Raw genomic sequence first — 13,865 nt, 5'->3', positions numbered from 1 at the left:
CTATTCTGGCCGCGTAGCAGGATCCGCGCAGGGGGAGGGGTCACATGGAGTGGTACTGGTGGGTGCTCATCATCTTCTGGACCGGTGGCTTCGGATGGGCGGTCGACAACGTCCGTACGGCGCTGCGCAACCGGCACACCCGCAAGCTGGAACTGCTGGAGGCGGGCAAACAGGAACGCCTGGCCGTCGAGGCGGCGAACCGGCCGCCGGAGCCGATCTGCGGCTGCACGCACCACCTTGCCAAGCATGACAAGCAGGGCAAGTGCCATGAGCGGGTCGAGGTGCCGACGGCCTGGGACGAGAGCAAGAACCCGGTCCGCTTCGAAGCCGGGCAGTGCAACTGCCAGCAGTACGTGGGCCCGCAGCCGCTCTCCCAGGTGTACGCCGACGACCTGACCGACCTGGCCTAGTGTCCCTCCCGGCACGCTTTGCCGGTCACGGCATCAGGAGCTCTCACGTGTGTCGGGCCGCACGGGGTGGCCGATCAGCATGGTCGGTGCCCCGGCGACCCGGGTCAGGAACACGGTCGCCGCGTTCGGGCCCTGGAGCTTCATCTTCCGGCGCAGCTCCTCCGGTTCGACGGCCGAGCCCCGCTTCTTGACGGTCAGGACGCCGACCTTCCGCTCCCGCAGCAACGCCTTCAGCTTCTTCATGTTGAAGGGCAGTTGGTCGGTGATCTCGTACGCGGAGGCGTAGGGGGAGTCGTACGGCTCGTCGCTCGTGACGTACGCGATCGTCTCGTCGACCAGCCGGCCACCCGACCGCTCCACGACGTCGGCGACCAGATGGGCGCGGATGACGGCGCCGTCCGGCTCGTACAGATAGCGGCCCACCGGCCCGACGGGCGGGGCGGGCAGCGCGGCCGGGGCCGACAGGGTCGCGCCCGCCGGGAGCAGTGTGGCGCGGTACGAGCCCGGGGCGAACCCTTCGCCGAACCAGAGCACCGCCTCCTTCACATCGCCGGTGTCCGAGATCCACTCCGCCTCCGCCTGCGCGGGGATCGCCTCGTGCGGGATGCCGGGGGCGATCTTCAGTGCGGCTCGGGGGGCCGTCAGCGCGGCGGCGGTCGCCCAGGAGAGCGGCGGCGAGTACGCCTCGGGGTCGAAGATCCTGCCGCGTCCGCCGCGCCGGGCCGGGTCGACGAAGACCGCGTCGTACGCGGACGTGTCGACCTCGGTGACATCGGCGCAGCGCACCTCGATCAGGGTGTCGAGACCGAGTGCGGCGGCATTGGCGCGGGCCACCTCGGCGGTCAGCGGGTCGCGGTCCACGGCGAGGACGGAGATGCCCGCGCGGGCGAGGGCGAGGGCGTCGCCGCCGATCCCGCAGCAGAGGTCGGCGATGCTGCGTACGCCCGCTTCGGCGAAGCGCCGGGCCCGGTGGGTGGCGACCGAGGTGCGGGTCGCCTGCTCGACGCCGTTCGGGGTGAAGAACATCCGGTACGCGTCCTCGGCGCCGAACTTCGCCACCGCCCGCTGCCGCAGCCGTGCCTGCCCCAGCGCCGCCGACACCAGCGGGGCCGGATGGCTGCGGCGCAGCCGGGTCGCGGTGGCGAGCTCCTGGGAGGGGTCGTACGCCCGCAGCTCGGCGAGGAGTGCCTGGCCCTCGGGCGTGCGCAGGGCCGTGAAGGCGGCGAGCGGGTCGGTCGGATCGAAGGCGTTCACCGGCCCATTGTGAGCCAGCCGGGGGACCGCGCGGGCCCGGCGGAGGTGTCGGCGCCAGTGGCCGAGCAGCCACTGGCAGTATGCGAAACCATGCAGCTTGTACGACAAAAGGAAGATTTAACCGCGCAGGGCCATGGGTCGGCCCCGCTGCGGCGCGGGCCGTCATGAGGGCCATCACGGGCAAGGGAGACGCCGTGGCCCGGCTGGAGGACTACGGATGAGGAGGGCGCACCGGCTGCTCGCCGGACTGCTGGTAACCGGTGCGCTCCTGACCGCCACCGCGGGGTGCGCGCAGTCGGTCGACCCGATCGAACGGCTGGGCCGGAAGGCCGCGCAGAAGGTGAGCCGGCCGCACCGGACGCCGGGACCGGAGTCGGGGGCGGAGTCGGAGCGGCGGGCGGGTGTGCGGGACGATCACGGGGCCGGGGGGTCGACGGTCGTCGGCTCCTGCGGCCGGCCGGGTCTGCTGCCGGAGACCGGGCCCACGGGGTTGTCCTCGCCGCTGAGGCGCTGGTGGCCGGACCGGCCGGGACCGTCCGGCGGAGCGGGTACCGGTACGGGGTGCGAGCGGTGGTAGTCGACGAGCCCGGTCCGCACCGTCACGAGGCACGGTGCGATCGCGGCGAAGGCCTGGACCGGGCCCGGGGCCGGTTCGCGCGCAGCGGTGCGACGCCGATCGCGACGACCACCGGGGTGAGCACCCCGAATGCGATCACGGCCCGGTTCATCGGCGGTGGTTCGGGCGGGTCGGCGCAGGAGGCGGCCCGGCCCGCCCCGGCCGTCCGGAACGTGACGGTCGCGCAGACCGCCGCCCGGAGGAGCCACCAGGGGCGGAACCGGAGCGATGCCGAGACCTGCCCCGACAGCCGGCGCCGACGCGGGGGCGCGACGTCCGGCATCTCCCACGCCGTCGTACGGAACGGTGCGGTCCGTCCCTGCGTTCCCCGTACGTCGACCCATCGGGACAGTCCGGTGCGGTGACGCCACGACCGGACTGAATTGGCACTCCGCTTGACCGAGTGCTAATCGCGGTCATAGTGTCAGCTCTGGCACTCCCCGCTGGAGAGTGCCAGCAGTACTGTGCGACCGGCAGGTCCGGCACCCGCGACGACGGACCCACCTGATCGCCACCCCAGACAGTTAACCCCGCAGTTAACCCCGAGATCTCCGAAGGGGGAGGCCGGATCGTGACGACCACCAGCTCCAAGGTTGCCATCAAGCCGCTTGAGGACCGCATTGTGGTCCAGCCGCTCGACGCCGAGCAGACCACGGCCTCTGGCCTGGTCATCCCGGACACCGCCAAGGAGAAGCCCCAGGAGGGCGTCGTCCTGGCCGTGGGCCCGGGTCGCTTCGAGAACGGCGAGCGCCTGCCGCTCGACGTCAAGACCGGTGACGTCGTGCTGTACAGCAAGTACGGCGGCACCGAGGTGAAGTACAACGGCGAGGAGTACCTCGTCCTCTCGGCTCGCGACGTGCTCGCGATCATCGAGAAGTAATTCACACACGTTTGCTTCCGTTCTGCGCCCCTGGTCCCCTGCGAGATAACAAGCCGGGCGGTCAGGGGCGCAGTTCGTTCGAGAGGACAGTTCAGCTCCCATGGCGAAGATTCTGAAGTTCGACGAGGACGCCCGTCGCGCCCTTGAGCGCGGCGTCAACAAGCTTGCCGACACGGTCAAGGTGACGATCGGCCCCAAGGGCCGCAACGTCGTCATCGACAAGAAGTTCGGCGCTCCCACCATCACCAACGACGGTGTCACCATCGCGCGCGAGGTCGAGCTCGACGACCCGTACGAGAACCTCGGTGCCCAGCTGGTGAAGGAGGTGGCGACCAAGACCAACGACGTAGCGGGTGACGGCACCACCACCGCCACCGTGCTCGCCCAGGCGCTCGTCCGCGAGGGCCTGCGCAACGTTGCCGCGGGTGCTTCCCCGGCCGCCCTGAAGAAGGGCATCGACGCCGCGGTCAAGGCTGTGTCCGAGGAGCTCCTCGCGACCGCCCGCCCGATCGACGACAAGTCCGACATCGCCGCCGTGGCCGCGCTCTCCGCGCAGGACTCGCAGGTCGGCGAGCTCATCGCGGACGCGATGGACAAGGTCGGCAAGGACGGTGTCATCACCGTCGAGGAGTCCAACACCTTCGGTCTGGACCTCGAGTTCACCGAGGGCATGGCCTTCGACAAGGGTTACCTGTCCCCGTACATGGTGACCGACCAGGAGCGTATGGAGGCCGTCCTCGACGACCCGTACATCCTGATCCACCAGGGCAAGATCGGCTCGATCCAGGAGCTGCTCCCGCTGCTGGAGAAGGTCATCCAGGCCGGTGGCTCCAAGCCGCTGCTGATCATCGCCGAGGACGTCGAGGGCGAGGCCCTGTCGACCCTGGTCGTCAACAAGATCCGTGGCACCTTCAACGCCGTCGCGGTGAAGGCCCCGGGCTTCGGTGACCGCCGCAAGGCCATGCTCGGCGACATCGCCACTCTCACCGGTGCGACCGTCATCGCCGAGGAGGTCGGCCTCAAGCTCGACCAGGCCGGTCTGGACGTGCTGGGCACCGCCCGCCGTGTCACCGTCTCCAAGGACGACACGACCATCGTGGACGGCGGCGGCGAGCCCGGCGACGTCAAGGGCCGGGTCAACCAGATCAAGGCCGAGATCGACGCCACCGACTCCGACTGGGACCGCGAGAAGCTCCAGGAGCGCCTCGCGAAGCTGGCCGGCGGCGTGTGCGTGATCCGTGTCGGTGCCGCCACCGAGGTGGAGCTCAAGGAGAAGAAGCACCGTCTGGAGGACGCCATCTCCGCGACCCGCGCCGCGGTCGAGGAGGGCATCGTCTCCGGTGGTGGCTCCGCTCTGGTCCACGCCGTCAAGGTCCTCGAGGGCAACCTCGACAAGACCGGCGACGAGGCCACCGGTGTCGCGGTCGTCCGCCGCGCCGCGGTCGAGCCGCTGCGCTGGATCGCCGAGAACGCCGGCCTCGAGGGTTACGTCATCACCTCGAAGGTCGCCGAGCTCGACAAGGGCCAGGGCTTCAACGCCGCGACCGGCGAGTACGGCGACCTGGTGAAGGCCGGCGTCATCGACCCGGTCAAGGTCACCCGCTCCGCGCTGGAGAACGCCGCGTCCATCGCGTCGCTGCTGCTGACGACCGAGACCCTGGTCGTCGAGAAGCCGGCCGAGGAAGAGGCCGAAGCCGGTCACGGCGGCCACGGTCACTCGCACTGACGAGCTGCCACCTCGGCTCACCGCCGCACAAGGCCCCCGTTCCCGCTGTTCAGCGATGGGAACGGGGGCCTTCGGCTGTCCTTTGCCGTTGGATCAGTCGAGTGCGCCGAGCTGGCGCATCAGGCCGAGGAGGTCCTCGTGCCACCAGCCTTCCTGGATCCTGCCGTCCTTGAACCGGAAGATCGTGGTGCCCGTCATGGTGCACTGCCTGCCCGTGGGGGCGATCCCCATGAAGTCGCCCTCGTGGGTGCCGGTCCAGGTCCACAGCGTCACGACGTCGTCACCCTCGCAGACCTGACGGTCCAGGCTGAGGGTGAAGTCGAAGGCCGCACGCCATCCGATCACGTCGTTCTTCAGGGAGTCGGACCCGATCACCGTGTCCTGTTCCTTCGCGACGTCGTGGTCGATGTAGTCGGGCGCGAACACCTCGTCGATGGCTTCGAGATTGCCCCCGACGGCGATCTCGTGGAAGAACCGGCGCGACAGTGTCTGGTTCAACTGTTCGTCACGGACCACATCGAGGTCGGTGAAGGTGGGCATCCCGTCGCAGAGCGCCACCATCTCCTGGAAGATCTGGTCGGTCTCCGGCAGCTTCGAGTTCGCCATCGCATCTTCGTACGAAGCGAATTCGACGATCTCGACGTAGTGGGACCCGTCGGAGCGGTCCTTGCCGATGAGGCTGTGCGTGGCCGTCCGGGTGCCCTTGGTCCGGTCGACCCATTCGTCCATGAGGCGGTCCATGTCGTCGAACCGCTCCGTCTTGCAGTCGATTACTTGTACGAATCTCATGGCGTCTCCCGGTCCTGCAGTTTGGATGGGATCCTTCCAGTTTAGAGTGCCCGTCAGTAGGCTTCGCGGCGTCGCGGGGCTGGGGCACGCACCTCGCGGCGTTGTCGTCGATCACCAACTCCCCCATAGCCCTGAAGGGGCATGGGGGGACCCCCTTCGCGTCGGCTCAATCCTCCGCCTTGCGATGCACGCACCCCAGCCCCGCTCCTTCACCCGCGCTGCCTACTGCCGGGCACTCTTAGTGAGTCAGAGGGCTTTCGACGTTCGGGGCTCAGGCCGAGTGCTGCAGGCTTCCGGCGTGCACCGGGTCCGCGAAGGGCAGGCCGGACGCGAACCGCTCCATCTCGTCGAGTGCCTGGTCGGCCATCCGGTGCAGCTCATCGCCCTGCGAGCCCGCGATGTGCGGAGTGAGCAATACATTCGGCAGCTCGTACAACGGCGAGAGCGCGGGCGGAAGTTCGGGATCCGTCACATCCAGCACCGCGTGCAGCCGCCCGCTCCGCAGCTCCGCAAGCAAGGCGTCCTCGTCGATCAGCGACCCGCGAGCCGTGTTGATCAGCGTCGTGCCCGTCGCCATCGCCGCCAGTTGCGCCGCGCCGATCAGATGGTGCGTCTCCGGCAGCTGCGGCGCATGCACGGAGACGACGGAGCTGTGTGCGCACAGCTCGTCCAGCGCCGCGAGCCGTACGCCCAGCCGGGCCTCCTCCGCCGCGTCGACGTAGGGGTCGTACAGCAGGACGTCCAGGTCGAAGGGGTGCAGCAGCTCGATCACCCGTCGGCCGATGCGGGATGCTCCGATGATGCCGACGGTGCGGCGGTAGTTGCCGGAGCCGGCGAGCTCCTGGAGCCAGTCGTGGTCGGTGCGCAGGGCGGCGTAACGCTGTGCGGTCTGCAGCACCCGCTTGCCCGCGAAAAGGATCGCGGCAAGGGTGAACTCGGCGACGGGCAGCGCATTGGCACCGGCCGCCGAGGTGACGGCGATCCCGCGTTCCCAGCAGGCGTCCGTGATGTGGTGCTTCACGGAACCGGCCGCGTGCACCACGGCCCGCAGCCGCGGTGCGCCGTCCAGCACCTCGGCGGTCAGCGGTGTCGCACCCCAGCAGGTCAACAGCACCTCGGCCTCGGCGAGCGCGGCGGCCGTCTCCGGTGTCGGGTCGGCCAGGTCGTGGGCGACGAAGCGGGGATCCGTACGGGTGAGGGTGGCCAGTCGTGTGCGGTGGCGGTCGGCGAGGAGCCGGTCGGCGATGCCGGGGCCCATCGCCAGCAGGGCTTTCGGCCGGTTGTCAGTGGCGTGGGGCATGGTGGAACTCGGACTCCTCAAAGGGCGCTCGGCTCAAGGGGCGGGCGACGGTCACTTGACGCTTCCGGCGGTCAGACCCGCCTTCCAGTGCCGCTGCAGGGAGACGAAGGCGACGATCAGGGGGATCACGGCGAGGAGGGATCCGGTGACGACGAGCGGATAGAAGCTCGGCTCGCCGTGGGTGTTGGTGTTCCAGGAGTACAGACCGAGGCTCAGCGGGAACAGCTTGCGGTCCGACAGCATCACGAGGGGGAGGAAGAAGTTGTTCCAGATCGCGGTGAACTGGAAGAGGAAGACGGTCACGAAGCCCGGCATGACCATGCGCAGTCCGATCGACCAGAAGACGCGCAGCTCGCCGGCTCCGTCGATACGGGCGGCCTCCAGCGCCTCGTTCGGGATGTAGCCGGTGGAGAACACCCGGGCGAGATAGACACCGAACGGGTTGACGAGGACCGGGATCAGCACCGACCAGTAGGTGTTGACGAGACCGGTCCTGGACGCCAGGAGATACATCGGCAGGGCGAGCGCGGTGGTCGGGACCAGCACGCCCATCAGTACCAGGCCGAACAGCTTCTCCTTACCCCGGAATTCGTACTTGTCGAAGGCGTACCCCGCGGCGACACAGATCAGCGAACAGACGACCGCGCCGCCGCCCGCGTAGAAGAGGCTGTTCAGGTACCAGCGGAAGTAGATGCCGTCGCCGTAGGAGGCGAGGTTCGACAGGTTCTCGCCGAGGTTGAAGCCGTCGAAGGAGAACGCGTTGCCCGCGAGCAGACCGCCGGTGTCCTTGGTGGCGGCGGTGACCAGCCAGACGAGAGGGAAGAGCATGTAGACGACCGCGAGGACCAGGAAGCCGTTGACCGCCGTCCTGGACATCCAACGGCTCTTAGGAGCTGAGGAGTTCATGCCTTCCTGCCCTTCCGACCGGTGAAGCGGGTGACGACGAAGGACAGCAGCGCGGCGGTGAGGGCCAGCAGGATGGAGGCCGCGGCCGCGAGGCCGTAGTCGTTGCGTTCGAAGGCCGCGGTGTACGCGTACATGTTCGGCGTCCAGGTGGAGGAGACGGCGGATCCGGTGCCCTTGTTGAGGATCAGCGGTTCGGTGAACAGCTGCAGCGAGCCGATGACCGTGAACAGGGCGACCATCACGACGGAGGCGCGGATCAGCGGCACCTTGATGCTCAGCGCGATGCGCCAGGCGCCCGCCCCGTCGACCGTGGCCGCTTCGAGCACGGAGCGGTCGATGGCCTGCAGCGCCGCGTAGAAGATCACCATGTTGTAGCCGAGCCATTCCCACAGGGCGATGTTGACGACGGACGGGAGGGCGCCTTCGGGGGAGAAGAAGTCGAAGCCGATGCCGCCGGACTCCATGGCGCTGATGACCGGGCTGAGCTGCGGCGTGTAGAGGTACACCCAGATCAGCGCGGCGATGATGCCCGGCACGGCATGCGGCAGGAAGAGCGCGAGCTGGAAGAACCGGCGGGCGCGGGCCAGCGTGGAGTCCAGCAGCAGGGCGAGGGCGAGGGCCCCGATGAGCAGCAGCGGAATGTAGAAGAGGCAGTATCCGAGGAGTACGCCGAAGCCCTCGCGGAATGCCCGGTCACCCAGCGCCGCCGCGTAGTTGTCGAGTCCGCTGAAGACGGTCTCGGTGCCGCCGAAGCCCAGACCGGACTGTTTCTCGGTGAACAGGCTGAGCCAGACCGCGTATCCGATCGGCACCACCATCGCCAACGTGAACAGTACGAAGAAGGGCCCCAGCAGGATGGCGGCGGCTCTGGTCGTCCGGGCGCGGTTCATCAGCCTGCGTCCTCGACCTTCAGACCGCGCTTCTTCAGCTCGGCGACCGTGGCGTCATGGCCCGCCTTGACCGCGTCGGCGATCGTCGTGCCACCGGCCGCGACCTTGCCGAACTGGTCCTTGATGGTGGTGTTCGTCGTGCCGGTCGTCGGACCCCAGGTCCAGTCGGGGCCGATGGACGCCGCAGCGTCCTCGAACACCTGGTAGATGTCCTCGCCGCCGTAGAAGTCCGCGTCGAAGGCCTTCTTCGCCACCGGACGCAGCTCGGCCGCGGCCGGGAAGGCGCTCGACGTGCCGGACTCGATCCGGGCCTTGATGCCGTCCTCGGTGGTCGACATCCAGGTGGCGAATTCGACCGCGGCCTTCGCCTTCTTGCTGGTCTTCGTCACCGCGAAGGTGGAGCCGCCGAGCATGCCGCTGGCCGGCTTGCCGTCCCAGCTGGGCATCGGGGCGACCGCCCACTTGCCGCTCTGCTCGGGCAGGGTGCCCTTGAGTACGCCCGCGCCCCAGGCGGCGCCGAGATAGCCGACGGTGCCGCCGTTCTTCAGGGAGTTGGTCCACTCGGGGCTGAACGAGGCGTTGGCGCGGATCAGGTCGTCGTCGAGCAGACCCTGCCAGTAGTCGGCGACCTTGGTGGTGGCCGCGTCGGTCGTGTCGACCTTCCAGGTGTCGCCATCGGCCTTGAACCACTGTGCGCCGGCCTGCCAGGCCATAGCCTGGAACGTGGTCGGGTCGTCGGGGAAGAACGTGCCGATGCGGGCCTTCTTGTCGGCCTTCTTGATCTTCTCGGCCGCCTTGCGGAACTCGTCCCAGGTGGTGGGGACCTCGACGCCGTACTTCTGGAACAGGTCCTTGCGGTAGTAGAAGGACTGCGGCGAGGCGTCGAAGGGGACGGCCCAGTTCTTGCCGCCGAGCGTCGTCAGCTCCACCGCCTGCGGCAGCAGCTTCTTCCTGATGTCCTCGGTGAAGTACTGGCCTATGTCCTGGAGCGCGCCCTGACTGACGTACTCCGGAAGCTGCGGGTACTCGATGGACACCAGGTCGGGGGCGTTGCCCGCCTTCACCGCGTTGGAGATCTTGGCGTAGCCGCCCGCGTTGCCGGACGGGATCTCCTCGTACACGACCTTGATGTTCTTGTGCGAGGCGTTGAACGCGTCAACGACCTCCTTGGACCCCTTGGCCCAGCCCCAGAAGGTGATGCTGACGGGCTTGCCGTCGCTTCCGGGGGCGGCGCTGTCGTCGCCGCTGCCGCCGCAGGCCGTGAGGACGGCGAGGGCGGTGGCGGCGCCGACGAGGGCAAGGGACGTTCTGCTCGAACTGCGGCTCACAGCGAGGCTCCTGAACAGGCGACGACATTGGCGTTGGCCGTGATCCTTGAACCAGTCGTGACCGAAGTCAAGAGCGAAAGATTGATTGATCGAAAAAAGATCAAATAAGTTACGTACGGAAGCGGGCTGCGGGAGCTGCGGGAGGGGCCGCGGGGGACGGGTTACGGGAGGGGCGAACCACACGAGTCGCGGACGCGCAGCTGCGGCAGCAGCGTCAGATGGCGCCGCGGCGCGCCCGCGCCCTCGCCCAGCCGTTCCACCAGCAGCTCGGTGGCATGCCGGCCCACATCGCGCTTGGGCGGCGCCACCGCCGTCAGCGGTGTGTCGGCGAGCGCGGCCACCTCGTCGTCGTACGCGATCAGCGCCAGGTCGTCCGGCACCCGCACACCCAGCTCGGCCAGGCGCTGCACCACCTGGATCGCGTCCACGTCGTTGTGGATCAGCGCCGCCGTGGCCACCCCCGAGACGACCGCCTCGCGCAGCGCCTGCACCGCCGCCTCGAAGGCGTCGGGGGCCAGCTCCGCCGGTACGGAATCGATCACGTCCTGCGGTGCCCGCAGCCCCAGCACGGCCAGTGCCTCCGCGTATCCGGACCGCACCGCGATCGCTGTCGGGGAGTCGGCGCGGGCCATCAGCAGCGGGGCCCCGTGCCCCAGTTCCACCAGGTGGCGCACGGCGAGCAGTACCCCGTGGGCATGGTCCGAGCAGACCCGGTCCAGGCCGTCCAGCCGCGAGCCCGCGGCGGGCCGGCGCTCCAGCAGAACCGTGGGCACGGGCAGCGAGGCGATCCAGTCGCCGAATGCCGCCGGGTCGCCGGGGTGCTGCCAGCCGGGCGCGATCAGCAGGCCCTCCGCGCCCGCCGAGAGCAGCCCCTCGGTGCGCGCGTGGTCCTCCTCGGGCCGGTAGTCCGAGATCCGCAGGATCAGCCGGGCCCCGGCCCGGGCCGCCGCCTCGTGCGCCCCGCGGATGACCTCGGCGAAGTAGTACGTCGCCGAGGGTGCGAGCATGCCGAGGACCAGGCCGCTGCCCGCGCCGGAGGCGGCCCCGGGGGCCGCGCGGTCCTGCGGCCAGGAGACCGAGCCGTGCACCCGGTCCAGCAGGCCCCGGCCCGCCAGCTCCTCCACGTCCCGACGCACCGTGACGGGCGAGACGCCCAGCTGGGAGGCGAGATCGGAGACCCGGGCCGAGCCCCGTTCCCGTACCAGCCCCAGCAGCCGGTCATGACGTTCAGCAGCGGTTTCGCGCACGGCAGCAGTCCCCTCGCAGTGATCCGACCTCGGGATCGACCCTAGACCAGCGTGATCGAACGATGGCAGTTTCGATCATTCAAACGTAATCCATTGACGTTCGATCAATCCGAGTCCAGGATTCCGGCGATGCCGACTCGACCCTGACTGTTCGTACGGAGGAATTGTGAGACATCGCGTCACCGCCGCAGCGCTCGCGGCCCTGACTGCTGCCGCCGGTGTGACCGTCGCGGGCCAGGCAGCCGCGCAGGCCGCGCCCATCGGCCGCACCTTCCATGTCGACTGCTCGGCCGACCCGGCCGGTGCCACCGGCAGCAAGGCGCATCCGTGGACCACCCTGGCCGAGGCGGGCGTCCCCACCTACGGCCCCGGCGACCGGCTGCTCTTCAAGCGGGGCACCACCTGCACCGGCACCCTCGCCCCGCAGGGTGAAGGCTCCGCCCGCGCGCCCTTCACCATTGCCGACTACGGCAGCGGCGAGGCCCGCGCGAAGCTCGACGGCGCGGGCGCCCACGACGTCGTCCTGCTCTCCAACACGCAGTACGTGCACCTGGGCGACCTGGAGATCACCAACGCCGCCGCCCCCGGCAGCGAGCGGAACGGGGTCCGGCTGCGCCTGACCGACTACGGCACCGCCCGCGGCTTCAAGCTCTCCGGCCTGTACATCCACGATGTGCGCGGAGGCGACTACAAGACGGTCTCCGGCTCCAGCGCGATCCAGATCGCGGTCGAGGGGAAGGCGAAGCCCAGTGCGTACGACGGTCTCGACATCAGCCACAACCGCATCGAGGACGTCGACCGTGAGGGCATCTACTTCAAGTCGACGTTCTCCAAGCGCGATCTGGTCGGCCAGCAGCAGGACCCGAACGTCTACCCGGGGGAGTGGACGCCCAGTACCGGCGTGCGGATCCACCACAACACGCTGAAGTCCCTCGCGGGTGACGGCATGAAGCTCGACACCACCAGCGGCGCCCGCGTCGACCACAACAGGGTCGACGGCTTCCAGCTCCGCTCGCCCTCCGCCAACGCCGGTATCTGGACCTTCAACACCGACGACACGACCATCGAGTACAACGAGGTCTCGGGCGGCGGAAACACCCACGACGGCATGTCGTTCGACGCCGACGGCGCCTCGCAGAACACCGTCTTCCAGTACAACTACAGCCACGACAACACCGGTGGCTTCCTGCTGATCTGTCCGTACAGCGGCGCCAAGACCATCGGCACGGTCGCCCGCTACAACGTCAGCCGGAACGACGGCGCGCGCCTCATCCAGAACTGCTGGGGCCCGATCCTCGACACGCAGATCTACAACAACACCTTCCACAACAAGGAGAAGGTGCCCGGCTACCTCGTCCAGGACGACGCTGGAAGCCCCGCCACCACCCAGCACGAACTGTCCATCCGTAACAACATCTTCGTGAGCGAGGGCACCGGCGGCTACGCGTTCAAGAACCCGACCCCCGGGCTCTCCTTCGACCACAACGCGTTCCACGGCATCGAGATGGCCCGCCCCAACCCCGGCGGCATCACCGAGGACCCGAAGCTGCGGGACGACTTCCGGCTCGGCGAGGGCTCGCCCGCCCTGGCCGCCGGAGCCGTCATCGAGAACAACGGCGGCAAGGACTGGTTCGGCAACGAGCTGAAGCCCGGCACCCCCAACATCGGCGCGTACGCGGGCCGCGGCGTCAAGTAATCCGCACACCGTCCGACCGCCCTACTGCGGACCGTACTTGCGGCCTGTCTTGGAGGTGACCCCTCCGAGCAGGCCGCGCGGCGTCACCTTCACCAGCCCCATCAGCGCCTTGTACCGCGCGTCGGGGATCGACACCGACTTCCCGCGCGTCAGATCCGCCAGCGCCGAGGCGACCAGTTTGTCCGCGTCGAGCCACATCCAGCCCGGAATGTTGTCGGTTCCCATCCCGGCGCGCTCATGGAACTCGGTCCGTACGAAGCCGGGGCACAGCGCCATCAGCCGCACCCCCGAACCGGCCAGGTCCTTCGCCGCGCCCTGGGTGAACTGAACGACCCACGCCTTGGACGCGCCGTACGTCCCGCGCGGTACGAACGCCGCCACCGAGGCCACATTGACCACCCCGCCCCGCCCGCGTTCCTTCATCCCCGACGCGGCAGCCGAGGTCAGCCGCAGCACCGCCTCGCAGTGCACCTTCAGCATCGTCAGCTCGTCCGCCATCGACACATCCAGATAGCGGCCCTTGTTGCCGAACCCGGCATTGTTGATCAGCAGATCGACGGGCTGCCGGCGGTCCGTCAGCCGCGCCTCGACCGAGGCGATCCCGTCGTCCTCGGAGAGGTCGGCGGTCAGTACCTCGGCCTCGATGCCGTGCCGGTCGTGCAGTTCGGTGGCCTGTTCCCGGAGTCGCTCGGTGCTGCGCGCCACCAGCACCAGATTGTGCCCGTCGGCCGCGAGACGCCGCGCGAAGGCGGCCCCGATTCCCGCGGTCGCACCCGTAATCAATGCAGTCGTCATACGCGGCACGTTAGTGCCCCGCACGTCG

The 13,865-nt window shown here is 69.1% G+C and carries 14 protein-coding genes; 6 read left to right on the top strand and 8 right to left on the bottom strand.

Annotated elements, in window-relative coordinates; all coding sequences use genetic code 11:
- Window positions 1-44: 44 nt before the first annotated feature.
- On the top strand, window positions 45-410 hold the full coding sequence (locus OG395_RS24020) for a hypothetical protein (RefSeq protein ID WP_266982512.1): 366 nt from the start codon (window positions 45-47) through the stop codon (window positions 408-410).
- A 33-nt stretch (window positions 411-443) separates the two neighbouring features.
- Here OG395_RS24020 and OG395_RS24015 read toward each other — a convergent pair whose 3' ends face one another.
- Window positions 444-1,664: a class I SAM-dependent methyltransferase gene (locus OG395_RS24015; RefSeq protein WP_327244802.1), complete on the bottom strand. Its 1,221-nt coding sequence runs from the start codon at window positions 1,662-1,664 to the stop codon at window positions 444-446.
- Between the two features lie 217 nt (window positions 1,665-1,881).
- Here OG395_RS24015 and OG395_RS24010 point away from each other — a divergent pair, with 217 nt between their 5' ends.
- From OG395_RS24010 to groL, 4 genes are all read left to right on the top strand, one after another.
- Window positions 1,882-2,241 carry a hypothetical protein gene (locus OG395_RS24010; protein ID WP_327244801.1) on the top strand — a complete coding sequence of 120 codons (360 nt, stop codon included), beginning with the start codon at window positions 1,882-1,884 and terminating at the stop codon, window positions 2,239-2,241.
- Between the two features lie 116 nt (window positions 2,242-2,357).
- Window positions 2,358-2,645 (top strand): hypothetical protein, encoded by a 288-nt coding sequence (locus tag OG395_RS24005; RefSeq protein ID WP_327244800.1) that lies wholly within the window; start codon window positions 2,358-2,360, stop codon window positions 2,643-2,645.
- A 206-nt stretch (window positions 2,646-2,851) separates the two neighbouring features.
- The gene (groES, locus tag OG395_RS24000; protein ID WP_190121666.1) at window positions 2,852-3,160 is read left to right on the top strand and encodes a co-chaperone GroES; all 309 of its coding nucleotides are present in this window, start codon (window positions 2,852-2,854) and stop codon (window positions 3,158-3,160) included.
- Window positions 3,161-3,260: 100 nt separating this feature from the next.
- Complete coding sequence (groL, locus tag OG395_RS23995) at window positions 3,261-4,886, top strand: chaperonin GroEL (RefSeq protein ID WP_327244799.1); 1,626 nt, start codon at window positions 3,261-3,263, stop codon at window positions 4,884-4,886.
- Between the two features lie 93 nt (window positions 4,887-4,979).
- Here the strand turns inward: groL and OG395_RS23990 are convergent, their stop codons facing one another.
- From OG395_RS23990 to OG395_RS23965, 6 genes are all read right to left on the bottom strand, one after another.
- The gene (locus OG395_RS23990) at window positions 4,980-5,675 is read right to left on the bottom strand and encodes an ester cyclase (RefSeq protein ID WP_327244798.1); all 696 of its coding nucleotides are present in this window, start codon (window positions 5,673-5,675) and stop codon (window positions 4,980-4,982) included.
- A gap of 271 nt (window positions 5,676-5,946) precedes the next feature.
- The gene (locus tag OG395_RS23985) at window positions 5,947-6,975 is read right to left on the bottom strand and encodes a hydroxyacid dehydrogenase (protein ID WP_327244797.1); all 1,029 of its coding nucleotides are present in this window, start codon (window positions 6,973-6,975) and stop codon (window positions 5,947-5,949) included.
- Window positions 6,976-7,026: 51 nt separating this feature from the next.
- Entirely contained in the window at window positions 7,027-7,881 is an 855-nt protein-coding gene (locus tag OG395_RS23980; RefSeq protein ID WP_327244796.1) for a carbohydrate ABC transporter permease, read from the bottom strand.
- A complete protein-coding gene (locus tag OG395_RS23975) occupies window positions 7,878-8,771 on the bottom strand; it encodes a carbohydrate ABC transporter permease (RefSeq protein WP_266982498.1) in 894 nt (297 codons plus the stop codon). The genes OG395_RS23980 and OG395_RS23975 overlap by 4 nt, the downstream gene beginning before the upstream one ends.
- Window positions 8,771-10,099 (bottom strand): ABC transporter substrate-binding protein, encoded by a 1,329-nt coding sequence (locus OG395_RS23970; RefSeq protein WP_327244795.1) that lies wholly within the window; start codon window positions 10,097-10,099, stop codon window positions 8,771-8,773. Before OG395_RS23970 ends, OG395_RS23975 begins: the two co-directional genes overlap by 1 nt.
- A 161-nt stretch (window positions 10,100-10,260) precedes the next feature.
- Complete coding sequence (locus OG395_RS23965) at window positions 10,261-11,346, bottom strand: substrate-binding domain-containing protein (RefSeq protein WP_327244794.1); 1,086 nt, start codon at window positions 11,344-11,346, stop codon at window positions 10,261-10,263.
- 166 nt (window positions 11,347-11,512) lie between these two features.
- Here OG395_RS23965 and OG395_RS23960 point away from each other — a divergent pair, with 166 nt between their 5' ends.
- Window positions 11,513-13,042: a right-handed parallel beta-helix repeat-containing protein gene (locus OG395_RS23960; RefSeq protein ID WP_327244793.1), complete on the top strand. Its 1,530-nt coding sequence runs from the start codon at window positions 11,513-11,515 to the stop codon at window positions 13,040-13,042.
- Between the two features lie 21 nt (window positions 13,043-13,063).
- On the opposite strand, the gene OG395_RS23955 is transcribed toward OG395_RS23960, so the two are convergent.
- Entirely contained in the window at window positions 13,064-13,837 is a 774-nt protein-coding gene (locus OG395_RS23955) for an SDR family NAD(P)-dependent oxidoreductase (RefSeq protein WP_327244792.1), read from the bottom strand.
- Window positions 13,838-13,865: the final 28 nt, after the last annotated feature.

Origin of the sequence: Streptomyces sp. NBC_01320, from assembly GCF_035974375.1 — a bacterium.
In the GTDB taxonomy this organism is placed as follows: Bacteria; Actinomycetota; Actinomycetes; order Streptomycetales; family Streptomycetaceae; genus Streptomyces; species Streptomyces yanii.
The sequence above is the reverse complement of the archived record's forward strand: the minus strand, read 5'-3'. Positions and strand labels throughout refer to the sequence as shown.